At 65.4% G+C, this 24,930-nt stretch carries 25 protein-coding genes and 1 tRNA gene; 15 read left to right on the top strand and 11 right to left on the bottom strand.

Translation table 11 applies throughout. The features are described 5' to 3' along the window. Nucleotides 1-42 precede the first annotated feature (42 nt). The 6 genes from LCM4576_RS10485 (at nucleotide 43) to LCM4576_RS10460 (ending at nucleotide 5,461) form a co-directional block, all read left to right on the top strand. On the top strand, nucleotides 43-1,059 hold the full coding sequence (locus LCM4576_RS10485) for a succinylglutamate desuccinylase/aspartoacylase family protein (RefSeq protein WP_071032026.1): 1,017 nt from the start codon (nucleotides 43-45) through the stop codon (nucleotides 1,057-1,059). Continuing rightward, nucleotides 1,056-2,006, top strand: coding sequence for a threonine/serine dehydratase (locus LCM4576_RS10480; protein ID WP_071032025.1), 951 nt, complete (start codon nucleotides 1,056-1,058; stop codon nucleotides 2,004-2,006). The genes LCM4576_RS10485 and LCM4576_RS10480 overlap by 4 nt, the downstream gene beginning before the upstream one ends. 1 nt (nucleotide 2,007) lies before the next feature. After that, a complete protein-coding gene (locus LCM4576_RS10475) occupies nucleotides 2,008-2,769 on the top strand; it encodes an ATP-binding cassette domain-containing protein (RefSeq protein WP_244510767.1) in 762 nt (253 codons plus the stop codon). After that, nucleotides 2,759-3,508 (top strand): ATP-binding cassette domain-containing protein, encoded by a 750-nt coding sequence (locus LCM4576_RS10470; protein WP_071032024.1) that lies wholly within the window; start codon nucleotides 2,759-2,761, stop codon nucleotides 3,506-3,508. Before LCM4576_RS10475 ends, LCM4576_RS10470 begins: the two co-directional genes overlap by 11 nt. A gap of 310 nt (nucleotides 3,509-3,818) precedes the next feature. Continuing rightward, nucleotides 3,819-4,391, top strand: a complete 573-nt coding sequence (locus LCM4576_RS37125; RefSeq protein ID WP_244508290.1) for an ABC transporter permease subunit — start codon at nucleotides 3,819-3,821, stop codon at nucleotides 4,389-4,391. 101 nt (nucleotides 4,392-4,492) lie between these two features. Then, nucleotides 4,493-5,461, top strand: a complete 969-nt coding sequence (locus LCM4576_RS10460; protein WP_071032023.1) for an ABC transporter permease — start codon at nucleotides 4,493-4,495, stop codon at nucleotides 5,459-5,461. A gap of 95 nt (nucleotides 5,462-5,556) precedes the next feature. Here the strand turns inward: LCM4576_RS10460 and blaOXA are convergent, their stop codons facing one another. Beyond that, a complete protein-coding gene (gene blaOXA / locus LCM4576_RS10455) occupies nucleotides 5,557-6,369 on the bottom strand; it encodes a class D beta-lactamase (RefSeq protein WP_083361365.1) in 813 nt (270 codons plus the stop codon). 145 nt (nucleotides 6,370-6,514) lie between these two features. Continuing rightward, on the bottom strand, nucleotides 6,515-6,889 hold the full coding sequence (gene yidD, locus LCM4576_RS10450; protein ID WP_041007247.1) for a membrane protein insertion efficiency factor YidD: 375 nt from the start codon (nucleotides 6,887-6,889) through the stop codon (nucleotides 6,515-6,517). 321 nt (nucleotides 6,890-7,210) lie between these two features. Between yidD and LCM4576_RS10445 the strand changes: the two genes are divergently transcribed. Continuing rightward, nucleotides 7,211-8,116, top strand: a complete 906-nt coding sequence (locus LCM4576_RS10445) for a LysR substrate-binding domain-containing protein (protein WP_041007249.1) — start codon at nucleotides 7,211-7,213, stop codon at nucleotides 8,114-8,116. Nucleotides 8,117-8,124: 8 nt separating this feature from the next. Here the strand turns inward: LCM4576_RS10445 and LCM4576_RS10440 are convergent, their stop codons facing one another. Then, nucleotides 8,125-8,571: an iron-sulfur cluster assembly scaffold protein gene (locus tag LCM4576_RS10440; RefSeq protein ID WP_040981567.1), complete on the bottom strand. Its 447-nt coding sequence runs from the start codon at nucleotides 8,569-8,571 to the stop codon at nucleotides 8,125-8,127. A gap of 236 nt (nucleotides 8,572-8,807) precedes the next feature. On the opposite strand from LCM4576_RS10440, the gene folE reads away from it, so the two are divergent. The 3 genes from folE (at nucleotide 8,808) to LCM4576_RS10425 (ending at nucleotide 10,989) form a co-directional block, all read left to right on the top strand. Then, nucleotides 8,808-9,440, top strand: coding sequence for a GTP cyclohydrolase I FolE (gene folE / locus LCM4576_RS10435; RefSeq protein ID WP_071032022.1), 633 nt, complete (start codon nucleotides 8,808-8,810; stop codon nucleotides 9,438-9,440). A gap of 40 nt (nucleotides 9,441-9,480) precedes the next feature. Beyond that, on the top strand, nucleotides 9,481-9,939 hold the full coding sequence (gene hisI, locus LCM4576_RS10430) for a phosphoribosyl-AMP cyclohydrolase (RefSeq protein WP_040981571.1): 459 nt from the start codon (nucleotides 9,481-9,483) through the stop codon (nucleotides 9,937-9,939). An 84-nt stretch (nucleotides 9,940-10,023) separates the two neighbouring features. Then, the gene (locus LCM4576_RS10425; protein WP_071032021.1) at nucleotides 10,024-10,989 is read left to right on the top strand and encodes a patatin family protein; all 966 of its coding nucleotides are present in this window, start codon (nucleotides 10,024-10,026) and stop codon (nucleotides 10,987-10,989) included. A 17-nt stretch (nucleotides 10,990-11,006) separates the two neighbouring features. Here the strand turns inward: LCM4576_RS10425 and recJ are convergent, their stop codons facing one another. From recJ to LCM4576_RS10400, 5 genes are all read right to left on the bottom strand, one after another. Then, nucleotides 11,007-12,791, bottom strand: a complete 1,785-nt coding sequence (recJ, locus tag LCM4576_RS10420; RefSeq protein WP_071032020.1) for a single-stranded-DNA-specific exonuclease RecJ — start codon at nucleotides 12,789-12,791, stop codon at nucleotides 11,007-11,009. Nucleotides 12,792-12,921: 130 nt separating this feature from the next. Next, nucleotides 12,922-13,905, bottom strand: coding sequence for a class II fructose-bisphosphatase (gene glpX / locus LCM4576_RS10415; RefSeq protein ID WP_040981577.1), 984 nt, complete (start codon nucleotides 13,903-13,905; stop codon nucleotides 12,922-12,924). Between the two features lie 186 nt (nucleotides 13,906-14,091). Further along, nucleotides 14,092-15,405 carry a homoserine dehydrogenase gene (locus LCM4576_RS10410; RefSeq protein WP_071032019.1) on the bottom strand — a complete coding sequence of 438 codons (1,314 nt, stop codon included), beginning with the start codon at nucleotides 15,403-15,405 and terminating at the stop codon, nucleotides 14,092-14,094. A 40-nt stretch (nucleotides 15,406-15,445) separates the two neighbouring features. Then, entirely contained in the window at nucleotides 15,446-16,663 is a 1,218-nt protein-coding gene (locus tag LCM4576_RS10405; protein WP_071032018.1) for an LL-diaminopimelate aminotransferase, read from the bottom strand. A gap of 47 nt (nucleotides 16,664-16,710) precedes the next feature. Then, complete coding sequence (locus tag LCM4576_RS10400; RefSeq protein ID WP_071032017.1) at nucleotides 16,711-17,118, bottom strand: hypothetical protein; 408 nt, start codon at nucleotides 17,116-17,118, stop codon at nucleotides 16,711-16,713. 97 nt (nucleotides 17,119-17,215) lie between these two features. Here LCM4576_RS10400 and phaC point away from each other — a divergent pair, with 97 nt between their 5' ends. The 4 genes from phaC to LCM4576_RS10380 all read left to right on the top strand — a co-directional run bounded on the left by phaC (nucleotide 17,216) and on the right by LCM4576_RS10380 (nucleotide 21,476). Next, nucleotides 17,216-19,051: a class I poly(R)-hydroxyalkanoic acid synthase gene (gene phaC / locus LCM4576_RS10395; RefSeq protein ID WP_071032016.1), complete on the top strand. Its 1,836-nt coding sequence runs from the start codon at nucleotides 17,216-17,218 to the stop codon at nucleotides 19,049-19,051. Nucleotides 19,052-19,377: 326 nt separating this feature from the next. After that, nucleotides 19,378-20,550 (top strand): YcbK family protein, encoded by a 1,173-nt coding sequence (locus LCM4576_RS10390; RefSeq protein WP_071032079.1) that lies wholly within the window; start codon nucleotides 19,378-19,380, stop codon nucleotides 20,548-20,550. A 462-nt stretch (nucleotides 20,551-21,012) separates the two neighbouring features. Further along, nucleotides 21,013-21,087, top strand: a tRNA-Glu gene (locus LCM4576_RS10385). A 137-nt stretch (nucleotides 21,088-21,224) separates the two neighbouring features. Continuing rightward, nucleotides 21,225-21,476: a hypothetical protein gene (locus tag LCM4576_RS10380; protein WP_131803235.1), complete on the top strand. Its 252-nt coding sequence runs from the start codon at nucleotides 21,225-21,227 to the stop codon at nucleotides 21,474-21,476. 106 nt (nucleotides 21,477-21,582) lie between these two features. Here LCM4576_RS10380 and LCM4576_RS10375 read toward each other — a convergent pair whose 3' ends face one another. The 3 genes from LCM4576_RS10375 to LCM4576_RS10365 form a co-directional block, all read right to left on the bottom strand. Next, nucleotides 21,583-21,876: a hypothetical protein gene (locus LCM4576_RS10375; protein WP_041008120.1), complete on the bottom strand. Its 294-nt coding sequence runs from the start codon at nucleotides 21,874-21,876 to the stop codon at nucleotides 21,583-21,585. 156 nt (nucleotides 21,877-22,032) lie between these two features. Next, nucleotides 22,033-23,277 carry an ATP-binding protein gene (locus LCM4576_RS10370; RefSeq protein ID WP_071032014.1) on the bottom strand — a complete coding sequence of 415 codons (1,245 nt, stop codon included), beginning with the start codon at nucleotides 23,275-23,277 and terminating at the stop codon, nucleotides 22,033-22,035. Then, nucleotides 23,274-23,999 carry a response regulator gene (locus LCM4576_RS10365; protein ID WP_071032013.1) on the bottom strand — a complete coding sequence of 242 codons (726 nt, stop codon included), beginning with the start codon at nucleotides 23,997-23,999 and terminating at the stop codon, nucleotides 23,274-23,276. Before LCM4576_RS10365 ends, LCM4576_RS10370 begins: the two co-directional genes overlap by 4 nt. Before the next feature lie 213 nt (nucleotides 24,000-24,212). Between LCM4576_RS10365 and LCM4576_RS10360 the strand changes: the two genes are divergently transcribed. Further along, nucleotides 24,213-24,893, top strand: a complete 681-nt coding sequence (locus tag LCM4576_RS10360; RefSeq protein ID WP_071032012.1) for a hypothetical protein — start codon at nucleotides 24,213-24,215, stop codon at nucleotides 24,891-24,893. Nucleotides 24,894-24,930: the final 37 nt, after the last annotated feature.

Raw genomic sequence — 24,930 nt, 5'->3', positions numbered from 1 at the left:
GAGGGCCCTTCCTCACTTCCAGACATTTTTGGCAGAACCACCATGAAGCTTGTCAGCACGGCCAGCACGGATATCGATTTCGAAAAGGATGGAAAGCAGATCGGCTTCGTCAACCTCCCGCTCTCCGTTCACGAGGATGCCTGGGGCGTCGTGCCGATCCCGCTCACCGTCATCAAGAACGGCAAGGGGCCGACCATCCTGCTGCAGGGCGGCAACCATGGCGACGAATATGAGGGGCCGATCGCGCTCGGCGAGCTCATCCGCGATCTCGATCCGGCCTCGATCGCGGGCCGGCTGATCATCGTGCCGGCGATCAATCTGCCGGCGGTCGTGGCGGGTCGGAGAACCTCGCCGGTCGACGACCTCAATCTCAATCGCGTGTTCCCCGGCGATCACGGCGGCACCATCACYGCCCAGATCGCCGCCTACATCAGCGATGTCCTGTTCCCGATGGCCGATGTCTTCGTCGACCTCCACTCCGGCGGGTCGTCATCGGTCAATGTGCCGAGCGCCGCCATCGAGCCGGCAGCCGATCCAGCGCATTTCAAGCGCAACATCGACGCGGTCGTGGCGTTCGGCGCGCCCATGGTCGTGGTCATCTCCAACCGCGGCGATCCACGAACCTCGACGGCCACGGCGGTGCGCGCGGGGCTGACGGTGGTCGGCACCGAGCTCGCCGGCGGCGGCGGGGTGTCCGTCGAAGCGCTGGCGGTCGTCCGGCGCGGCCTGCGCAACCTGCTGGCGCATTTTGGCGTGCTGCCGCCCGGAAAGGACGGACCGCCCTCCATAACGCGACCCGACATCTACGAGATCACTCCCGATGCCTACGTGCTCGCCACCGAGACAGGCGTGTTCGAACCGCTGCATCTCAACGGCGTCGAGGTGCATGCCGGCGAGCCGGCCGGGCGCATTCATTTTCTTGCCAATCCCGGCCGCGCCCCGGTAACGCTCTACTACCGGGCCGACGGCATCGTTTACGTGCGCCGCCAGCCGGGCCAGGTCCGGCCCGGCAACGTCTGCATGGTCGTGGCCACGCCCTATCGCGGGCAACTGCCGTGATCGGCCTCGACGATGTGCGGGYGGCCGCCGAACGCATCGCGCCATACATCCGAAGCACGCCGGTCGTGAAGATGACGGCTACTCGACAGCCATTGGCGGATGCCGAAGTCTGGATGAAGCTCGAGTCGCTGCAGCCGACCGGCTCCTTCAAGGCCAGAGGAGCCACCAACCGCCTGCTGACCACGCCCCGGCAAGAGCTCGCCGCCGGCATCGTGACCGCTTCGGGAGGCAATCACGGTCTCGCGACCGCGCGGGCGGCAACGATCGCCGGTGTGACGGCCACGGTCTTCGTGCCTGAGACGGCCGAGCAGGCGAAGATCGAAAAGCTCCGTGCGTGGGGCGCCGAGGTCCGTGTCGAGGGCGCCGTCTGGGATGCCACCAACCGAGCGGCCCTGGCGTTCGCCAAGGAACGCAACGCAGCCTATTTCCATCCCTTTGCCGATCCCCAGGTCGTGGCCGGCCAGGGCACGATCGGGCTCGAGCTCATCGAGGCGCTGCCGGAACTCGACACCGTGCTGGTCGCTATCGGGGGCGGCGGATTGATCTCCGGCATCTCTGTCGCRCTCAAGGCGCTGAAACCTTCGATCCGGATCGTCGGCATAGAGCCCGCCGGTTCGCCGACGCTCCAGGCCTCTCTTGCCGCCGGCCATGTGGTCACCCTGCCGGCCGTCACCACCCGCATCGCCACCATGGCTTGCGGGCGGACCGACGAGCGCATCTTCGGCATCGTGCAAGAGCATGTCGACGAGATCATCCTGGTCGGCGACGAGGACATGCAGGCGGCTGCGCGCTGGCTGTGGTTCGAATTCGGCATCGCGGCCGACCTGAGCGGCGCGGCCGGCATTGCTGCCTTGCGCTCGGGCAAGCTGGGCTTGCCGCCGCGCGCCAAGATCGCGACGCTTATCTGCGGCGCCGGCAGCAACGRCATCGGCATGGACGGCCAATGAGATGACCGGCGAGCGCGCCCCGATGCTGGAAGCGTGCGGCCTGTCGAAGCGCTATGGCGAGACCGTGGCGCTGTCGAACGTCGATCTCGCGTTCCAGCCGGGTTCGGTCCACRCCATCCTGGGCGAGAATGGCTGYGGCAAGAGCACGCTGGTCAAATTACTCTCGGGGATCGTCGCGCCCTCCTCCGGGACCATCCGGATGCTTGGCCGGCCGGTCACCGGCTCCAATCCGGCGCGCATCCAGCAACTCGGCCTGGCGACGGTTTTCCAGGAAGTGCTGCTCGCCCCCGAACGCTCCGTGGCCGACAACATCGTGCTCGGCACCGGGTCGGCTTTCGGCTGGCGCGCCAGCCGCTCGGCGCGTCACGGCATCGCCGCAGCCGCCCTCTCGCGGGTCACCAGCCTGCCGATCGATCTCGATGCGCCCGCCGGGTCGCTGTCGCTGGCGGTGGGCCAATTGGTCGTGCTGGCGCGGGCTCTGGTCCGCCGCCCGAAAATCCTTGTGCTCGACGAGGTCACCGCCGCGCTCGACCTCGGCGACCGCAACGCGGTGTTCGAGATGATCGAGGGCCACGCCCGGGCGGGCGGCCTGGTGCTGTTCATCTCGCACCGGATGGACGAGGTGATGCGTCTTGCCCATCGGGTCACCGTGCTGCGCAATGGACAACTGGTCGATACGCTCGAAACCGCGTCGGTTTCGGCCGAACGGCTGCTGCAATTGATGGCACCCGCCACCGCCAGGGAGCTCGATCATGCCCTCTGAGCCGGCCCTGCGTGTCGAAGGCGTATCGCTTGCTCACAACACGCCCGGGCTGGACGAACGCGTCCATGCAGGCGAGATCGTCGGCCTCGCCGGTCTCGACGGGCATGGCCAGGACGCCTTCCTCGAAACGCTTGCCGGCTTGCGCGCGCCGGTCGCCGGTCGCATCCTCGTCCGTCGTGGCAGCGCCGGCTATGTCGAAATCGACGATTTCCGCCACGCCACACGGCTCGGCATCGCTTATCTTGCCCGTGACCGCAGAGCCAACGGCATCTTCCCCTCGCTGTCGATCCTCGACAATTTCAGCATGGTGACGCTGGGGCGCGATCGTCGCTTCGGATTGATCAGCCCGCGCGCCAGGCGCGAACGCTTCGAGCGCTACCGCGAGCGGCTGTCGATCGTCGCGCCCGGCGGCAACAAGCCGATCACGGCTCTCTCCGGCGGCAACCAGCAAAAGGTGCTGCTGGCGCGCTGGCTGGCGCGCGAACCGAGGATTCTCCTCCTCAACGACCCCACGCGCGGCGTCGATCAGCGGACCCGTGAAACGCTCTACCAGGCTTTCCGCGATCTCGCGCGACAGGAGGGCATGACGCTTGTCGTGTTGTCCTCGGAGCTAGAGGAAATCTTCCGCCTCTGCGATCGGCTCCTGGTGTTCCGCGAGCAGGGCGTCGTCGCTACCTTTTCGGGGGCCGATATGAACAGCAGCACAGTGATCGCGGCAATGTTCGGGCGCGTCGCATGACAGCGGCCGCGCCAATTGCCGGCAACGCGCCTGCGCGATCGCGTGGCATCGGGGCGCTCCTGGCCGGCCGTCGCGAGTCGGCGCCGGCCCTGGTCATCCTTGCCGCACTGCTCATCGTCGACCTGTGGCTGAACCGGGCCTGGATGCTGCCCGGCTCCTGGGGCACCGTCATCGGCCTCGCCGGCCCGACGATGGCGGCAGCGATCGCCTCCATGCCGGCGATCATGGCCGGGCGCGGCGGCATCGACGTCTCGATCGGCCCGTTGATGGGGTCATCAACATCATCCTGGTCAAGGTGCTGGCGGGAGATATGGGCATCGACCAACCCTGGGTGCTGGTGCCGGTCGCCCTTGCGATCGGCGCGCTCGTCGGGCTGTTCAACGGGCTGCTCTCCGCGGTGCCGCGCATCCAGCCGATCGTGGCCACGCTCGGCACCTATCTGGTGCTCAGCAGCGTGACACTGACCCTGCTGCCTGCGCCGGAGGGCGCGGCGCCCGCCTGGCTGAAGGCCCTTGCCGGCCCCTACTCCATCGTCCCGCTCGCCGGCATGGCGGCAGTCTGGCTGCTGGCGAAGCGCCTGACCGTCTATGATTGGCTGATGGCGTGCGGCAGCGATGACCGTGCCTGCTTCACCGCCGGCATCCCCGTAACCGGCGTGCGTGTCTTCGCCTACACGCTTGGCGGCCTTTTTGCCGGCGCCGGAGGGCTTTTGCTCAGCGCGCTGCTCGGCTCGGCCGACCCCAATGTCGGCCCCACCTTCACGCTGGTCGCCATCTCCGGCGTGGCGCTCGGCGGCGTGAGCCTTGCGGGAGGGCGCGGCGGCTTCGCGGCCGCGGCGCTTGGGGCGGCAGTGATCTTCCTGCTGCAGAGCACGCTCACCTAGTTCAACGTCTCGAGCTTCCTGCTGCACACCCTCTACGGTGTCATCCTGGTGGCATCCGTGTCGCTGAACGCGCTCACCGGCCGCATCGCGGGAGGATCGAGATGAACGTCCTTTCCGACCTCGGCGCCAACACCCGCCGCACCCTTGGCGCCACAGGCATGGCTTTGGTGCTGCTCGTCCTCGGCTCACTGATGATCGAGGGTTTCGGCGCGCCGTTCGCCATCCGCTCGATRCTCGTTCTAGCGACATTCATAGCCGTGGCGTCCATCGGCCAGACGCTGGTGGTCCTGCTTGGCGGCATAGACCTGTCGATCCCCTTCGTCATCGGCTTCGCCAATGTCGTTGCCGCATCGCTTTACGGCGACGGGATGGCGTTCTGGCTGGTCTGTTTCATCGTGGCGTTGCTGTCGATGGCCATCGGAGCCCTCAACGGCGCGCTGTCCTCTTTCCTCAGGATCCATCCGTTGATCGTGACGCTTGGCGTCGGCACCGCTGTACAGGGGATCGTGCTGATGTGGACGGGCGGGCTGCCCACCGGCTCGGCTCCAGCCTATCTGAGCGAGTTCGTGTCGATCGGCGGGGCGATCGGCCCGCTGCCCGTGCCGTGGGTCGTGCCGTGCTTCGCGGTGCTGGCAGTCTTTGTCCATGTGATGCTTGCGCGCACGCCGTTCGGCCGGCAGGTCTATGCGCTCGGCAGCAACCCGACGGCAGCGCCGCTGGCGCTGATCGACCCGCATCGGATCGTCGTCGTCAGCTACGCGCTGAGCGCCCTGTTCGCCGCGCTCGCGGGCGTCCTGCTGCTCGGCTTCACCGGCTCGGCCTATGGCGACGTCGGCCAACCTTACCTGTTCCAGACCATTGCAGCGGTGGTGATCGGCGGCACCGCGCTCGTCGGCGGGCGCGGCAGCCTGATCGGCACGGTTGCCGGCTCGGCAGTCCTGATCGAGCTCAACACTTTCCTGATCGGCCTCGGCCTCGCGCCCTCCACGGTGCAGGCCGCGCTGGGGATCGTCATTCTCGCATTGGTCTCGATCTAYGGCCGCGAAGCCYACGTCCGCACATTGATCTGAGCGCGACCGCACGAGCGTGCCTGACGCGCCGTTTGATCAACCGCGACCGATCCGCCCATCGGATCGCCTTGTCCTGACTTTGCGTCGAGCGCGCCTCATTTCACCAGCTGCGGCAAGTCCTTCAGGAACGCCGCTCGCGTCACGAGGCCCTTCGGCTTGTCGGTACGCTTGGCATCGATGACCAGCCTTGCAAAGACGATGYGGCGGCCGTCCTTCTCGGCCCAGCCGACGAACCAGCCGAGCGAGCGCTTGCCGTCCTCGCCAAGCCTGGTGCTGCCCGTCTTGCCCTGCACCGTCCAGTCTCCCGCCGCGAAGGTCGGCAGGATCRCCCTGGTCATTTCATGCGCCTTCGCCGACACCGGCGTCTTGCCGGCGAGCAGCTGGCGAAGGAACGCCGTCTGCTCGGCCGGCGATATTTCGAGCGAGGAATTGATCCAGGATTGCGTCAGCCCATTGTCCTTGCCGGCATCGCCCGAGACGTCCTTGTTGCCATAGCCGAATTTCGACACGTAGTTGGYGAACTTCTCGGCGCCGAGACGCCGCGTGATCTCGCGCGAGTACCAGACGATGGAATCGCGCTCCCAGATCGTCGGATCGACGCTCTTCTGGTCGCGCTTCGCCGCCTTGAACTCCGGCTTGTAGTCCCAGCTCGGCGTGTGCTGGTCGCTCAGGATGCCGGCATCGTAGCCGATCAGCGCGAGCGGCACCTTGAAGGTCGAGGCCGGGCTGACGCGCTGGTCGCAGACGCCGTCCTGGTAAAGTGTTGCGCCGCTTTGCGCGTCCAGGATCAGCGTGCAGTGGATCTCGTTGAGCGGCGCCGATTGCGCCCGCACCGGCAAGCCCAGCATCCAGGCCAGAAGGAAGAGGACGATGGCAAAAATGAAGGGATAGCGGTCCATCTGGCGCATGGCGAAGTCACTCCGGTATGAGATTACGAGAGCGGCTTAGCGAGGCGTCTTGTCTCGATTTTGTCTCAAATTCGCAGTGTTTGTGCAGCTTCGCGTTAACCCTACCGGACCGTTAAGATCCGAGCCGCGCGTGACGGCGAAGCAATCAGATTTCGGGGTCGCCGCGTTTCTTGCCGATCCGCCAGTAGCGCCAGGGCATGAACCAGACATAGCGCGCCGCAAGCGTCTCTGGCACGCGGTCGATGCCATGCGTCCCGAACGGCCCACAGCGCAGGACCCGGAACAGCCCCATCCAGCCACCGGCCCACAGGCCGTGACGGGCGATCGCCTCATGCGCGTATTCGGAGCAGGTCGGCAGATGCCGGCAGCTGTTGCCGACGAAGCCTGAGAGCGTCAGCTGATAGAGGCGCACGAGCGATGTGCCGAGCACGCGCCCGGGCGTCTTGCGCCAGGGCCCCGGCCAATTGCGCCCGCGCTGGACCGACCGGACGCCATGCATATGCCCGTGATGGTCRCCCATCGCTCCGCAGCCTGTTTCACTGCGCGATAGATGTGGGCTTCGGCGCTGAAACGCAATGCCTTTGCCCTCAAGGTCTGGAGCGCCGGACAGGATGGCTGCCGGTCCATGGGCGATGGTGAGAGGGAAGATCGCGACAGTCATGGTGGTGTCCGCCACGCACGGCCTCGCCGTGCCATTGGAAGGTCGCTATCCGTATCACATCGCTGAAAATGGCCAGGAACTCGTTCATGGCAGGTCTCCTTTGAGACGGATTAGACCGCCGCTGGCCTTCCCTCTCAAACGAGTATAATTTCCGCGTCGGATAACTTGAGGTTATGCGACATGAAGCGTGGCCGGCTGCCGCTGACAGCGCTCAGAAGCTTCGAGACGGCCGGCCGGCATTTGAGCTTCAGCCGGGCGGCCGAAGAACTGTACGTCTCACAGGCCGCGATCAGCCGGCAGATACGCGAGCTCGAGACCTTTTTGGGCAGACCGCTGTTTCTGCGCCTCCATCGCCGCGTCGAGCTGACGGATGCGGGACATCGGCTGCTCGACCGATTGGTCAGAAGCTTCGACGACATCGACCGCGTGCTTTCGGAGCTCACCGCCTCGCCGGCGCAGGCGATTGTCCGCGTCAGCGTCGAGCCATCGCTTGCCGCCGTGTGGCTGGTGCCGCGACTCAATCGCTTTCGCCAGTTGCGGCCCGACATCGATGTGTCCCTCGAAGTCGATCCCCGGCCGATCGAGTTCCGCAGCGATCAGCCCGAGCTCGCCTTGCGTTTCAGCGCGCACGCCACCTCATGGCCGCGCAGCGAGGCCGAGCGCCTGGTCTCGACCGTCGATTCACCTGTGCTGTCGCCGACGCTGCTCGCCGCCGGCCCTCCGCTGGAAAAGCCGGTCGACCTACGCCATTACACGTTGCTGCATGAGGAAAACCGCCAGGGTTGGGCGCGCTGGTTCCAGGCGGCAGGTGTGCCTGCCGATGCGGTGCCCGCGCGTGGCCCGATGCTGGCGGATGTCGCGCTTTCGAAACAGGCGGCACTCCTGGGCCATGGCGTGGCGCTCGGCGATCTCTTGCAGGTCGGCGAGGAACTCGCGTCGGGCACTTTGATCAAGCCCTTCGACATCGATGTCGCTTCCGGCGCCTACTGGCTGGTGGCCAGGAGCCTTGGGGATCTGACGGAGCCTGCCAGGGCGTTCGCCGACTGGATCCGAAGCGAGTTCGCGATGACCAGGAGAGCGGCCTAAGCCCGATTTCAAGCCGCCTGCCCGGCGCGCTTCTTCTCGATCTGGCCGATCGCGTCGACCACCGCGTCGAAAGTCAGCATCGTGGAGGCGTGGCGCGCCTTGTAGTCGCGCACCGGCTCCAGATATTTGAGGTCGGCGAAGCGGCCTTCCGGCGGCGCGCCGTTCTCCTTGAGCATCTTCAGCATGGTTTCACGCACGGCGCGCAATTCGTCGGCGCTGGCGCCGACCACATGCTGGGCCATGATCGAGGACGAGGCCTGGCCGAGCGCGCAGGCCTTTACGTCATGGGCGAAATCGGTCACCACATCGCCGTCCATCTTGAGGTCGACGGTAACCGTCGAGCCRCATAATTTGGAATGCGCCCTGGCGGTCGCGTCGGCGTCGTCGAGCCGGCCGATCCGCCCTATGTTCCCGGCGAAGCCGAGAATTTTCGCATTGTAGACGTCGTCGATCATATTTTTCCAATCCGTCGCCGCCCAGCGAACAGGCTTTGCCGCTCCCGCGTCTTCCTTTCGCTTCGCTGTAACCATATATAATGGTGGCAGTCGGGCATCGACAAGGCGACGAAAAGCCAGTGTCCTTGCCCATCTGTTCACGCCGCTTGCGGGATGGAAATGGGCGATTTTCACCCAAAAGGTCGTGGTCCGTTCAACTCGTCCCACCTTTGAGTGGGACTACGGGAGACGCCTTTATGGATGCCGTCATCAAGAAAATCATGCCCCCGTCCCAATATCTGGACAAGCCCGTCACCGATCGGCCGAGCGAAGCCGAGGTCGAGGCGGCCGTGCGCACGCTGTTGCGCTGGACCGGCGACAATCCGGACCGCGAAGGCCTAGTCGATACACCCAAGCGCGTCACCAAGGCCTTCCGCGAAATGTTCAACGGCTATGACATGTGCCCGGCCGACGAGCTTGGCCRCACCTTCGAGGAAGTGGCCGGCTATGACGACCTCGTGATCGTCAAGGACATAAAATTCCATTCGCATTGCGAGCATCACATGGTGCCGATCATCGGCAAGGCGCATGTCGGCTATCTGCCGGACGGCAAGGTCGTYGGCCTGTCGAAGATCGCCCGTGTCGTCGACATCTTCGCGCATCGCCTGCAGACGCAGGAAGCAATGACCGCGCAGATCGCCGGCGTCATCCAGGACGTGCTCAATCCGCGCGGCGTCGCCGTCATGCTCGAGGCCGAGCATATGTGCATGGCCATGCGCGGCATCCGCAAGCAGGGCTCGACCACGTTGACCTCGACCTTCACCGGCGTCTTCAAGGACACACCCGAGGAACAGGTCCGTTTCGTCACCATGGTGCGCGCAGGCGGCTGATTTGCCGGCCCTCGCCGGCCAGAACATATAGGGACCGGCGATGTCGGCAGTTGAATTCCCGAAAGCTCCGTCAGACAAGAAAGCGCTGGAGGAAGGCACCGTCCTTTCTCCGCGTTTTGACGCCGCAGGCCTCGTCACCGTCGTCGTCACCGATGCCGTCGACGGCATGCTTCTTATGGTCGCGCATATGAATGCCGAGGCGCTGGCGCTCACGCTGGAAACCGGCATCGCGCATTATTGGTCGCGTTCGCGCAATGCGCTCTGGAAGAAGGGCGAGACCTCGGGCAATCTCCAGCGCGTCGTCGAGATGCGCACGGATTGTGACCAGGACGCGATATGGTTGAGCGTCAAAGTGTTGGGCCACGACGCAACTTGTCACACCGGCAGACGTTCCTGCTTTTATCGGACGGTGGGGCTGAGTGACGGCAGGGCGACGCTTGCCGACGACGGTAGCAGGCCGCTGTTCGATGCGGACCAAACGTATCGGAAGCCTCTGTGAACCGTTCAATATTCAAAAACCACTCATATTCATTATTCTCAAACGTCCTTGTGGTACAAGGGATATGGGACATGGGAGATCGTGATGCTCGAATGGGCGTCATTGCGCAGCAGACCTGACGTTCAGGAGGCTAACGGCCCCGCATCGTCGGGCGGCCTGCCCGATCCGAAACCTGGCGCGAAAACCGGCATCTCGCTGGCACTCGGCGGCGGATGCGCCCGCGGCTGGGCCCATATCGGCGTGCTGCGCGCGCTTGACGAGGCCGGCATCGAAGTGTCGATGATCGCCGGCACCTCGATCGGCGCGCTGGTCGGCGGCYGCTATCTTGCCGGCAAGCTCGACGAACTGGAAGAGTTTGCCAGAAGCCTGACCAAAAGGCRCATCTTCGGCCTTCTCGATCTCAACCTGCGCGGCAGCGGCCTGTTCGGCGGCATGAAGCTGGACCAGCGCCTGCGCGAGCACCTCGACGGCGCCCGCTTCGAAGACCTGTCGAAACCCTTCGTCGCCGTCGCGTCCGAAATCCGCACCGGCCATGAAATCTGGCTGTCGAGCGGCTTGCTCGTCACCGCCATGCGCGCCTCCTATGCGCTACCGGGCGTCTTCGAACCGGTGGCCTGCAACGGCCGCGTGCTGGTCGACGGCGCGCTGGTCAATCCGGTGCCGGTTTCGGTCTGCCGCGCCTATGAGCAGCCGCTCGTCGTCGCGGTGAACCTGCATTACGACCTGTTCGGGCGTGCGGCCGTCATCAAGCACAGCGCCGGCGAGTTGCTCGTCGAGAACGACGCGCCTCGCCCCGGGCAGGTCAATTCCCAGTCACATCAGACACGCCTGGGCATCACCGGCGTCATGGTCGAGGCCTTCAACATCATCCAGGACAGGATCTCGCGCGCCAGGCTCGCCGGCGATCCGCCGGATATGTCGCTGCAGCCGAAGCTTAGCCATATCGGCCTCACGGAATTCCACCGCGCCGACGAGGCGATCAGCATCGGCTATCAGGCAACGAAGGCACAGATCAGCGAACTGACCCGGCTGCAATCCGTTCTGGTCTGAATTTCCCGCTATTATTGCTAGGCGAGTGCCGCATCGCTGATGCGAAACTGCACCGTGCGATTGCCGTTCCAGTAATTGCCCGACAGCGAACCGGCGACATGCACGGTCCTGCCCCTGTTTTTGAACAGGAACTCGCCGAGCGCGGTATCGACGGCACGAAAGGCGATCGCCTGGATGTTGCCGCCGCTTTGCGACTGCAGGTCCACGCGAATGTGGTTGGTGCCGATCGCGCGCGCATCGGCCAGCCGGTGGCGCGGCAGCACGAACACCGGCGCGATATGCCCGGCGCCGAACGGCCCGGCTTTCTCAAGCGCGTCGAGCAGCGCGATCGTGGCGCCCTCGGCGGCCAGAGCGCCGTCGATCGCCAGGCTTTCCTCGTTCTGCAACCGGAACACGTCGGCCGCGGCGCGCTCCTCGAAGAAGGCGCGCAACTCGCCAAGCTTGGGACGCTCGACGGTAATGCCCGCGGCCATCGCGTGGCCGCCGCCCTTGACGATCAGCCCGGCAGCCGCCGCCTCGCGCACCAGCCGGCCGAGATCGAAGCCGGTCACCGAACGGCCGGAGCCCGTGCCGACGCCGGTCGAATTGAAGGCGATGGCAAAGGCCGGCCGGCGCGCATAGTCCTTGAGCCGCGAGGCGATCAGCCCGACGATGCCCGGATGCCAGCTGTTGCTGGCCGTGACGATGACCGCGGGACCATTGCCGCCGGCAAGCTCCGCATCGGCCTCGGCGCGCGCCTGCGCCAGCATCTCCTGTTCCATCTGCTGCCGTTCCTGGTTCAGCCGGTCGAGCGTCTCGGCGATRCTTGCCGCCTCGACGGGATCGTCGGTGGCCAAAAGCCGGCTGCCGAGCGCGGCATCGCCGATGCGGCCACCGGCATTGATGCGCGGCCCGATCAGGAAGGACAAGTGAAAGGTGTTGATCGGCTCGCCGATGCGCGAGACCCGCGCCAGCGCCGCCAGCCCCTCATTCTTCTGCTGGCGCAATACCTGCAGTCCCTTGACGACGAAGGCGCGGTTGACGCCGGTGAGCGGCACCACGTCGCAGACCGTCGCCAACGCCACCAGATCGAGCAGCGAGAGCAGGTCGACCGGCGCGGCGTTCGGCAGCCGCTCGCGCAGCACTTTGGYCGTCTGCACCAGGCATAAGAAAACGACGCCGGCGGCGCACAGATGCCCCTGCCCCGACAGGTCGTCCTCGCGATTGGGATTGACCACGGCCGCCGCTGGCGGCAGCGGGCCGCCGACCTGGTGATGGTCGAGCACMACGACGTCGGCGCCGGCTTCCCTCGCCGCCTCGATCGAGGTCGCGCTGTTGGTGCCGCAATCGACGGTGACGATCAGCTTCGCGCCGCGCGAGATCAGCTCCCGCATCGCTTCCGGGTTGGGCCCATAGCCTTCGAAGATGCGGTCCGGGATATAGATTTCGGACGGTACGGAAAGATGCGTGAGAAAGCGTTTCAGGAGCGCCGACGACGCGGCGCCATCGACGTCATAGTCGCCGAAGATCGCCACTTTTTCGCTGGCGACGATCGCGTCCGCCAGCCGCGCCGCCGCTTTCTCCATGTCGGTCAGCGATGCCGGGTTCGGCAAAAGCTCGCGGATGGTCGGATCGAGGAAGCGCCCGGTTTGTTCGACGCTGACGCCGCGCCCGGCAAGCACCCGCGCCACGATGTCCGGCACGCCATGGCCCTGCGCGATGGCCAAGGCGGCCATATCCTGCCGCTCGGTCAGCCGGTGTTCCCAGGAAACACCCGTCGCCGACTGCCTGACATCGAGGAAGAACCGTTTCTCGCCCGTCATGCGACGCGCCGTCTGCACATCATACTTGCGCAGATATCAACATGCGACGTCTGGAGCAATTGCGGGCAAGCGGGCAAGCCGGGGAAAGGTGTGGATGGGTTTCCCCGGATGCGACGCTCAAGCGGAAAGATCAGAACTTGTCCAGGTCCTGGTGACGCGCCTTGATCTCGCGCACCGTGCGCGAGGACGAGCGCAGCACGATGGTATGCGTGGTGATGAAGGTGCGGCCGAACTTCACCCCGTCGAGCAGATTGCCGTCGGTGACGCCGGTCGCCGCGAACAGCACGTCGCCGCGCGCCATGTCCTGGGCGCGGTAGACCCGCTTCGGGTCGGAAATGCCCATCTTCTCGGCTCGCGCCACCTTTTCCGGCGTGTCGAGGATCAGCCGGCCCTGCATCTGCCCGCCGGTGCAGCGCAGCGCTGCCGCCGCCAGCACGCCTTCCGGCGCGCCGCCGGTGCCGAGATAGATGTCGATGCCGGTCTCGTCCGGATCGGTGGTGTGGATGACGCCGGCGACATCGCCGTCGCCGATCAGCCGGATCGCGGCGCCCGTGGCGCGCACGGCGTCGATCAGCTTGGCGTGACGCGGCCGATCGAGGATGCAGGCTGTGATGTCGGAAACCGCCACGCCCTTGGCCTTGGCCAGATTGGCGAGGTTTTCCGCCGGCGAGGCGTCGATGTCGATCAGGTCTTCCGGATAGCCGGGACCGATGGCGATCTTGTCCATATAGACGTCGGGCGCAAACAGCAGGCTGCCCTTTTCCGCGATCGCGATGACGGCAAGCGCGTTGGGAAGGTTTTTGGCGCAGATCGTCGTGCCCTCGAGCGGATCGAGCGCGATGTCGACGGCCGGACCTTTGCCGGTGCCGACCTCCTCGCCGATATAGAGCATCGGCGCCTCGTCGCGCTCGCCCTCGCCGATCACCACCGTGCCCTTGATGGCCAGCCGGTTGAGCTCCTGGCGCATGGCGTCGACCGCCACCTGGTCGGCGGCCTTCTCGTCACCGCGCCCGCGCAGCCTGGCGGCCGCGACGGCGGCCCGTTCGGTCACGCGCACGACTTCCATCGTAAGGATCCGGTCGAGACCAGCGGCAATGTTCTGGGCGATATTCATGGATTACGCATTCCTCGTTGTCTGTTTGCGTCGAGCGATCCCAGAACGGTTGAGCGCCGGAATTGCTCCGCCTCCCGCCAGAGGCGGGCTTCTTCTGGCAAAGCTCCATGACAACGGCAAGACTTGGCTCGCCATTTTTCGAAATGACAGCAAAATCAATCGATTGAAGACGGAATCGGACCTGGTTTATTCCGCCCGTTCGATGCGGATCACCTGCGGCTTGTCGGTCAGGTGACCGTCCTTGGTGATGCCTTCGACGGCCTTGCGCACCRCAGCTTCCGTCGTCTCATGCGTGACGAGGATCACCGTCTTCTGCGCCTGGCTTTCCGCGCTGGCCGCCTGCTGGACGATCGACTCCAGCGAGATGTCGTTGTCGGCCATGCGCTTGGCGATGGCAGCGAAGACGCCGGTGCGGTCATGCACGGTCAGCCGGATGAAATAGCCGCCGGCATGGCTGCRCATCCGCGCCTTCTTGTAGGGTTTCAGCTCCTTCGCCGGCCAGCCGAACACCGGCGCGTGCTGGAACCCGGGCCGGCTCTTGGCGATATCGGCGATATCGCCGATCACCGCCGACGCCGTGGCGTTGCCGCCGGCGCCGGGGCCGGAAAGCAGAAGCTCGCCCAGGATATCGGTCTCGATCGCCACCGCGTTGGTGACGCCATGCACCTGGGCGATGACCGACGCCGTCGGCACCATGGTCGGGTGCACGCGCTGCTCGATGCCGCTGTCGGTGCGCTGGGCGACGCCGAGCAGCTTGATGCGGTAGCCGAGATCGGCCGCCGCGCGGATGTCGGCCTGGGTGATGTTGGAGATGCCTTCCATATAGATGTCGCCGGCGGCGATCCTGGTGCCGAAGGYAAGGCTGGTCAGGATCGACAATTTGTGCGCCGTATCGTGGCCTTCGATATCGAAGGTCGGGTCGGCCTCGGCGTAGCCCAGCCGCTGCGCGTCCTTCAGGCAGGCGTCGAAGGAAATGCCCTCGGCCTCCATGCGCGTCAGGATGTAGTTGCAGGTGCCGTTGAGGATGCCGAAGACACGGGTTACCGCGTTGCCGGCCATCGCCTCGCGCATCGTCTTGATGACCGGGATGCCGCCGGCGACCGCCGCCTCGTAGTTGAGCAGCACGCCCTTCTTCTCGGYGATCTCGGCAAGCGCCACGCCATGCTTGGCAAGCAGCGCCTTGTTGGCGGTCACGACATGGCGGCCCGCCTCGAGCGCCGCCTTCACCGAGGTTCGCGCCGGGCCTTCATCGCCGCCGATCAGCTCGACAAAGACATCGATATCGGCCTTCTCGGCCAGCTTGACCGGGTCGTCGAACCATTTCGCCGCGCTCAGATCGACGCCGCGGTCGCGCTTCGGATCACGCGCCGAAACAGCCGTCACGACGATGTCGCGGCCGCACTGCCGGGTGAGCTCGGTCGCCTTGTCGCGCAGCACGCGCGCCACGGAGGCGCCAACCGTGCCGAGGCCGGCAATTCCAACACGCAACGCTTCAGCCATGTCCGGCGACGCCCCTCAATTCAACAAATGTCCGGCAAATTCAGCGGCGCGCGGCGAGCGGCACCACATTGTTGGGCTGCTTGGCGGTGGTCGCGAGGAATTTCTTGATGTTGCGCGCCGCCTGGCGGATCCGGTGCTCGTTCTCGACCAGGGCCACGYGCACATAGTCGTCGCCATGTTCGCCAAAGCCGATGCCCGGCGCCACCGCGACATCCGCATGCTCGATGAGCAGCTTGGAGAATTCGAGCGAGCCGAGATGGCGAAACTGCTCGGGGATGGGCGCCCAGGCGAACATCGAGGCGGCGGGCGCGGGAATGGTCCAGCCGGCGCGGCTGAAGGAATCGACCATCACGTCGCGCCGCTTATGGTAGACCTCGCGCACTTCCTCGATGTCGGCGCCGTCGCCGTTCAGCGCATGCGCCGCCGCCACCTGGATCGGCGTGAAGGCGCCATAGTCCAGGTAGGACTTCACCCGCGTCAGCGCGGAGATCAACCGCTCGTTGCCGACGGCGAAGCCCATGCGCCATCCAGGCATGGAGAAGGTCTTCGACATCGAGGTGAACTCGACACAGACGTCCATCGCGCCCGGCACCTGCAGCACCGAAGGCGGCGGATTGCCGTCGAAATAGATCTCAGAATAGGCAAGATCCGACAGGATGATGATGTCGTTCTTCTTCGCGAAGGCGACCACATCCTTGTAGAAGTCGAGCGAGGCGACCAGCGCCGTCGGGTTCGACGGATAATTGAGGATCAGCGCCAACGGCTTCGGGATCGAGTGGCGGATGCCGCGTTCCACCGCCGGGATGAAGCCGTCATCGGGCTCGACCTGCAGCGAGCGGATGACGCCGCCCGACATGATGAAGCCGAAGGCATGGATCGGATAGGTGGGATTGGGGCACAGGACCWCATCGCCGGGCGCGGTGATCGCCTGCGCCATGTTGGCGAAGCCTTCCTTTGAGCCGAGCGTCGCCACAACTTGCGTGTCTGGATTGAGCTTCACGCCGAAGCGGCGCTGGTAATAGTTGGCCTGGGCGCGGCGCAGCCCTGGAATGCCGCGCGAGGACGAATAGCGATGCGTACGCGGATCGCGCACCACTTCGCATAATTTGTCGACGATGGCCTTCGGCGTCGGCAGGTCCGGATTGCCCATGCCAAGGTCGATGATGTCGGCGCCGCGCGAACGGGCGCTGGCCTTCAGCCGATTGACCTGCTCGAACACGTAAGGCGGAAGCCGGCGGACCTTGTGAAATTCTTCCATTTCAGTTCCAGACGATCGAAGGGGCGCTTTCGGCGCGCGATATAAACCTAATTGCAGTTAGGGTCGAGGGTCGGGTCGCATTTGCCCTCGATCTGCTTCAGCGTGTCGTCGCCATGCGTCTTGGCAAGCGTCTTGAGCGCCGCGGAATTCGTCGGCGCCTTGACGCTGCCGCCCTTGGCAGCCTGCGCCTGCTGCTCGGCCTTGAGCTGGGCGAGGTTCGCCGCGGTCTCCTCCTTGGTGAACTGCTTGGCGGCCACCTGCGGCGGGATGTTGAGATTTGGATAGGAGCCGGTGTCCTTTGGGCCTTCGGTCAGGGCCGTCGGCGCCGCATYGTTCGGGCTGGTGCTTGTGCRGCCGCCGGCGGGCAGCAGCACGCCGAGCAGCCCCGCCACGGCGGCCGTGCGGCAAATCGAACCCGGCCTGAGAAAAAAWGTCCCGCCAACATTAATCGTCATATTGTTTTCCTGGCAGCCGGGTTACAGCGAATTGGACCCGGTCAGATGTCCCATGGTAATATGTCAAGAAAACGCTCCGGGAGGAACCCCGCGAACCATGTCCAAAGCTCCCGATTCGGACAAAGCGGAAAATGGCGGACCTTCGGCCATCGAGCAATATCTGGTGAAGGATCCCGAGCGTTTCGCCCTGAACATGGCCCGCATGATCGAGCAGGCCGGCAAGGCGGCGTCCGCTTGGACCGAACCGCGCGAGAAGGGCGAGGTGCGCGATCATGTCGCCGAACCGGTGGTCGACATGGTCAAGACCTTCTCAAAACTCTCGGAGTACTGGCTGGGCGATCCGCAACGCGCGCTCGAAGCCCAGACGCGGCTCTTCGCCGGCTATATGACGGTCTGGGCGAACGCCATCCAGAAGGTCAATCCCAACGCCGAGGCGCCGCAGGACGCGGTTCAGCCTGAGCGCGGCGACAAGCGCTTCCAGGATCCGGAATGGGGCCGCAACGCCTTCTTCGATTTCCTCAAGCAGGCCTATCTCGTCACCTCGCGCTGGGCGAACGAGCTCGTGGAGCACGCCGAGGGCCTGGACGAGCACACCCGCCACAAGGCGAGCTTCTACGTCAAGCAGGTGTCGAACGCGATCGCGCCGTCGAACTTCATCCTGACCAATCCAGAGCTGTTCCGCGAAACGGTCGCCTCGAATGGCGAAAACCTGGTGCGCGGCATGAAGATGCTGGCCGAGGACATCGCCGCCGGCCGCGGCGACCTGAAGCTGCGCCAGGCCGACTACACGCCCTTCGAAATCGGCAAGAACATCGCCACCACGCCCGGCAAGGTCATCGGCCGCAGCGATGTCGCCGAGATCATACAATATGATCCGGTGACGGAGACGGTGCTGAAGCGGCCGCTGCTGATCTGCCCGCCATGGATCAACAAATTCTACATCCTCGACCTCAACCCGCAAAAGTCCTTCATCCGCTGGGCGATCGAGCAGGGTCACACGGTCTTCGTCATCTCCTGGATCAATCCGGACGAGCGCCACGGCGCCAAGGGCTGGGAGGCCTATATCCGCGAAGGCCTGCAATTCGGCCTCGACATGGTGGAGAAGGCGACCGGCGAAAAGGAGGTCAACGCCATCGGCTATTGCGTCGGCGGCACGCTCCTGGCTGCCGCGCTGGCGCTGCTGGCGCAGGAAGGCGACCACCGCWTCAAATCTGCCACCTTCTTCACGACGCAGGTCGACTTCACCTATGCCGGCGACCTCAAGGTCTTCGTCGACGAGGACCAGGTCGCCGCCGTGGAGCGCTCGATGAGCGAAAAGGGCTATCTCGAAGGCACCAAGATGGCGACCGCCTTCAACATGCTGCGCTCGGGCGATCTGATCTGGCCCTATGTCGTCAACAATTACATGCGCGGCAAGGAGCCTCTGCCCTTCGACCTGCTCTACTGGAATTCCGACTCCACGCGCATGGCGGCGGCCAACCACTCGTTCTACCTGCGCAACTGCTATCTCGAAAACAATCTCTCGCGCGGCACGATGGAGCTTGYCGGCCGCACCGTCTCGCTGGCCGACATCACCATCCCCGTCTACAACCTAGCCACGAAGGAAGACCACATCGCGCCGGCGCTTTCGGTGTTCCTGGGATCGCGGTTCTTCGGCGGCGAYGTCGAATATGTGATGGCGGGTTCGGGTCATATCGCCGGCGTCRTCAACCCGCCCGCCGCCAAGAAGTACCAGTACTGGACCGGCGGCAAGCCGGTGGGCGACTTCAACGCGTGGCTTGCCGCCGCCCACGAGCATCAAGGCTCCTGGTGGACGCACTGGCAGCACTGGATMGAGAACCAGGACAACATCCGCGTACCCGCCCGCAAACCCGGCAAGCGTATGAAAACCTTGGGGGATGCGCCGGGCACCTACGTCAAGGTGCGTGTGTAACGGACTGTAATGTCTGGTGAGTTGACGGGCCGCCAAAACAGGGCGAAATGGTGGCGTCAATCGTTTCACGGCCTCAAATCACCTTCCGACGCAGAATAATTCCGAGGCTTGCAGATTCGACACATGTCCCGTTTCCGGTTGGGAACAGGAGGGTTATCGCGGCGCGATGCTGGAGTGGCGCGGCGATGACGAACCGACCGGATACCGAGGGGGAATTTATTTTGAAATCAGCAGGTTGGCGTCTTGCACGAAGGGAAGGTCGCAGCATCGCGGCAGCGCTTTTCTCCGTGCTGCTGGCCTCCTGCACCTCGACCGGCGACCCGACCATGTCGGTCGTTTCGCCCGCCTACAATTCAACCGCGACCGAAATGAGCGCGACATCCGGCGCCAAGACCGCGACCGCGGCCGATTCGTCGCTGCAGGCTTCGGCGCCGGCCGAAGCCGGGTCGACCGTGATGAGCGAGGGCGATACGCCCTTGCCCGAGAAGGTCGCCTATGTGCCGGAGACACGGCCGCAAGCCGCCGCCTTCCCGGCGGTTTCCGTGCCGGCGGGCTCCGCCGCGATTGCCGGCCGCACGCCGCAACCGCTGGTTCAGCAGGCGCAAACGGCGGAGCAGACGCAAACCGTTGCCCAGCAGGTCGCCGCCGGCGATGCCGCCGCCATTGCCTCAAAGGCCCAGGCGACCACGCAGGCCATGAGCAACGGTGTCTATGTCACCGCGGGCGAGCCGGCGCAGCCGCAGATCGCCGCGCCGAAGAAGAGCCTGTTTGCCTCGCTGTTCAGCACCACGCCGGCTTCGGCCGCGCCCGCGCCGCTGGTCAACAATGCGCGCTCCGGCGACCAGACCGCGGCCCAAGCCAAGACCGCGACCGCCGCGCCGGCTCCCGCCAAGCCGATCGTTGAGCTGGCCTCCGCGACGCCGGCCGCAAAACCGGTGCAGCTCGCCTCGCTGGACGACCCGAGCTATCACATCACCGGTGCCGATGCCCTTCCGGGCGTACGCCAGACCGCGCTGTTCGAGATCAAGCGCAAGTCCGGTATCGACGACGAGAGCGACGTCGACCTTAACGAGGATGAAGGCGGCGGTTCCTACCAGGTGGCCTCGGCCGCCGGCATGGCGAGACTCGCGCCCAACGGTCTCCTGAAGCAGAACGAAAGCGTCGACGTCGCCTGCCTCAAGCCCTCGCTGGTGCGGGTGCTGAAGACGATCGAGGGTCATTTCGGCCGCAAGATGGTCGTTACCTCCGGCTACCGCGATCCCTCGCGCAACCGCCGCGCCAACGGCGCCAAGAACTCGCTGCACATGTACTGCGCCGCCGCCGACATCCAGGTGCCCGGCGTGTCGAAGTGGGAGCTGGYGAACTACGTCCGCACGATGCCGGGCCGCGGCGGCGTCGGCACCTACTGCCACACCGAATCCGTCCATGTCGACGTCGGCCCCGAGCGCGACTGGAACTGGCGCTGCCGTCGCCGCAGCGGCGGTGGCGAGGACGGCTGATACGTTCGGCTTGGCCCGGTGCGCATAGCCGGGTTGAGAGCCGATCCAAGCCAACGCTGACATTYGTCTGAACAAGCCATAGTGGACATTGGCCGAGGCCCTCCGAACTTCGTCATCCACGGGCGGAGCGGGAGCGAAGCGGACGCGCAGACCGGAGGATCCATTCCGTGACCTTGGCGAAAGAATGCAGCCGAGCAGAATTTTCACCGCTGCAACGCTTCTGGGTAACGGAATGGATTCTATGGTCTGCGCGCGTCGCTTCGCTCCTTGCTCCGCCATAGAATGACGACCGCGAGAAGCGTTACAGCCAATCTCCAAGGCTGCAACGCGGAGTAGGTCCACTAAGCAGGCTCTGCCTCGCTGAAAAGCCGGATTTTCCCGCCCTTGAAAAAAGTTGTCGCATGTGGCGGCGGATGGGTTGCCGGCTGGCAACAACGCAATTATAAGCCGCTTCGTCTGAGCGCGCCCATCGTCTAGCGGTTAGGACACCGCCCTTTCACGGCGGTAACAGGGGTTCGATTCCCCTTGGGCGTACCAGACCTGTCTCCCCTGAACACCTGCAATCCGGCACCTCGCGCTCCCCGGGCCGAAACGCGTCGTTAACGGCGTTGTCGGGTGACGCATGTTGGCGGCAATCGGACGGTGTAGAGTTCTGCCTCGCCATGGAGGCGCGGATGAACCTGCTTCGGACAGCTCTCTTATGSGCGGTGATGACCGGCCTGGGCGGGCTGCAGCCAGTCCTCGCCGAGGATCAGCCTGCCCAGTCGAAAGGCGACGCGTCGCAACAGCTGCCGCCCGTTCACTGCGAGGGACAGAATTGCCTGCCGCCGAGGAACGACCCCGCTTTGGAGTGCAAGGGGCAGGATTGCACACYGGCCCCGGCGACCGACCAGCCGACCGGCCCGGAGATCAAGAAGGTCAAGTGAGAGGCGGCGCGCTCTGTGCCGAACGGCATGCCGTTGATCGAGCCAGCGCGAGTTGACGATCAGAAAAGGCAGCGGCCACCCAGCAGAGAGAAACGGCGACCCCCGATCAATCCGGAACCATCGGCGCCGGCTCTTCGCACCGATAGACCATGCACTGCCCGTCACGGGTCGGGACATAGTCGACCATCGGGACATAGGGAGCATCGCACTCATTGCCGAACTGGCGGACATAGCGCTCATACGTGTTCGCCCCCGTGGTCAGCACCACCGCGTGCCGGCTCTGAATCAGCGCCTGGGTCTCAGCGCAGGTCATTGTGCGTGTGTCGGGCCGCGCATCGGCGAAATTTGTGGCGGCAACGATCATCGCTGCCGCGCAAAACGCAATCTTGCGCATGGGCATTGTGGCATCCTCGCAAACATCCTGTCGCCAAATTCGCATCTGGCGACGCCACTCCGCAACGGTGGCGCGGTCACGATGCAGCGAGCGAAGCCTTGAAAAGCAGCTGAAGCCCGCGCCAAAGGCCTGGAATTGCCCGAGGACGAACAATGTCCGACGTCAGGCTGTTGCAAACACCACCGTCTGCATCAGCCCTCCTCCCGGCCTGTTCTCCAGCGTGATCGTCCCGCCGTAGCGTTCGATGATCTCCTTGGCGATCGCAAGCCCCAGCCCCGCGCCCGGAATGAATTGCGTGCGCGCCGGATCGACCCGGAAGAACGGCTCGAAGGCCTTGTTCAGGAGGTCCGGCGGAATGCCCGAGCCGCGGTCGGCGATGGTGAGGACCGCCTGGCCGCCCCGCCTCGCAAGCGCGACGGTGCAGCTCTTGCCATGCGTGGCGGCGTTGACGATCAGGTTGCGCAGCGCCCGGCGCAAGCCAAGCGCGCCGGCTTTGACCGACACATGATCGAGATGGTCGATCGTCACCGCATGGCCGAGCGAGACCATCTCGACCTCGATATCGCGGACCAGCCGGTCCAGTTCCACCGGCTCGACCGCGTCCTGATTGACCTCCTCGCGCACCAGGCGGATGGYGCTGTCGGCGATGCGGTCGAGCTCGTCGAGGTCGCTCAGCCATTTCTCGCGATCCTCCTCGAGGAACTCGGCCCGGAGCCGCATCCTGGTCATCGGGGTCCTCAGATCGTGGCCGGCGGCGGCAACCAGCCGCATGCGGCTTTCCATCGCCGTCCTCAATCTTGCGGACAGCTCGTTGAGCGCATGGGCGGTTGCCCTCACCTCGGCCGAGCCTTTTTCCGGCAAGGTCGCCAGCACCCCGTCCGATCCGATCTTGCTGACGGCGGCTTCGAGCATTTCCAGCGGCCGCACCAGCACGCCGGTGAAGTAGATCGACACCGGGGTGGCCCCTAGCACGATCAGCACCATCCAGCCTGCGAGCCCGTGCCAGACATCGCGCGGCGGACCGAAATCGGGCACGTCGACGATCATCCAGCGATGGTCGGGCAGCTCGACGGAAGCGACCATTCCCGGCCTGCCGGCATTGCGGCTGACCACGGCCGAAAGATCCAGCCCGTTGTGGTGCAGGATCTCATTCAGCACCTTTGTGTGCTTGCGGTCCTCGAAGCCGTCGGCCGGGCGATCCTTCACGATGACGGGCGCATCGCTTGTCTTCGGCGCGCGGCCGGGAACCAATTGCACCATATACTGGATCTGGTGGGCGAGCGGCCCCATGATCAGTTCCGGCGACGGCCCGCCGAGCACCTTCACCGCGACRAAGGTGGCGAGCCCGACCACGCCCAGGATCGACACGACCAGAAGGATGATCAGCCGCCGGCGCAGCGAGGTCATGCCCCGGTCTCCGCCGTCTCGACGCGCGCGGTCAGTTGATAGCCGCCATTGCGCACGGTCTTGAACAGGTTTTCCTCGCCCGCTTCGGCGAACTTCCGCCGCAGTCGGCTCATCAGCACGTCGACGGACCGGTCGAGCGGCTCGCGCTCGCGCCCCTGCGTCAGGTCGAGCAGCTGGTCGCGCGACAAGAGCCGGCCCGGCCGGTCGAGAAAGACCTGCAGCAGGTCGAACTCGGCGCCGGTAAGGTCGATCAGGGCGCCGTCGGCATCCATCACCTTGCGTGTATCCGGCTCAAGCCTGTAGCCGGCGAAATGATAGACGCGAACCTTGGGCGGGGCGGCTTCGTCCGGCGCCGAACGCCTGAGCACCGCCCGGATGCGAGCCGAGAGCTCGCGCGGATTGAAAGGCTTGCCAAGATAGTCGTCGGCGCCGAGCTCCAGCCCGATGATGCGGTCGACATCCTCCTTCAGCGCCGTCAGCAGGATGACGGGGATGTGCGGCTTGCGGTCCCGCAGGCTCCGGCAGATGTCGAGACCGGAGCCGTCGGGCAGCATGACGTCGAGCACGATGAGATCGAACTGGCCTGAACCGAGYTTCTGCTCGCATTCGCGCCGGTCCGCCGCCACCGACACGCGAAATCCCTGCCCGTCGAGATAGCGCCCGAGCAGCGTCCTGATCTCGCGGTCGTCGTCGACGACAAGGATGTGGGATTGTGCCTGCATTCTTAGCCCGCTTGCCTGTTTGTTTGTGATTATAGGGAGCGACGCCGCCAAGCGGCATGGAAAATTGCAACGGAACGTTTCCGCAAAGCCGCTGGAAACATTCGGAAACAAATCTCCTTTTTCCGGAAACCTTCGGCAACGCGCCGAAGCAATGGGGCAAAAGACGCTTCCTATCCTCCCCGGCATCCGAAGCATGCAGGAAAGGATCATGTCATGCGAAGCAGACTTCTGGCGCTTGGCCTCTTCTCGGTCGCGGCCATCCACCCCGTGCTCGCCGCGCAGCCGGAGCCTGGCGCAGTTCCCGGGGACGAACCGCCGGCAATCGGCCGGCAGGATGACGCGGGTCCCGACTCCGGCCCCGGCCCGATGCCGTGGCACGGCCAGCGTTGGGCAATGCGGCACGGCCCCGAGGACTTCGGTCCGCGCCGCATGGGTCCGCCGCCGGAATTCCTTGCCGCCCGGCTTGCGGCGCTCGAAACCCGGATCGGCATCCGTTCCGAACAGCTCGACGCCTGGCGCGACTACACCAGCGCGCTGCAAGCGGTGCTGGCGCCGCCGCCGCGGCCCGATTTCGGCCCACCCGGCCGGGGGCCCGACGATGCTGTCGGCGGCAAGCCGGATCAGGCAAAGCGCGATCCGTTCGCCTTCCAGGAAAAGCTGGCCGACGAGGTGACCAAGCGCGCCGCCTCGGCCGCCAAGCTCAAGGACGCCATCACGGTGCTGCGGGCCAAGCTGACGCCCGAACAGCTCGAAATACTCGCTTCGGCGGATCGGCCGCACGGYCCGCCCCCCGGTCCATGGGGTGATCCGCCGGACGCAGCCGGCCCCGGAGGTCTGCCTGATCACGGCGGACAGCTCCCTCCACCCCTCCCCCGGAGTGGCGAGCAACTCTAACCGGCTGCACCGGCCGGCCCTCTGACCCACCCGTTCA

This window comes from Mesorhizobium sp. LCM 4576, assembly GCF_001854815.1.
In the GTDB taxonomy this organism is placed as follows: domain Bacteria; phylum Pseudomonadota; class Alphaproteobacteria; order Rhizobiales; family Rhizobiaceae; genus Mesorhizobium; species Mesorhizobium plurifarium.
Note: the sequence above shows the minus strand (reverse complement) of the source record. Positions and strands in the feature narration are given on the sequence as shown.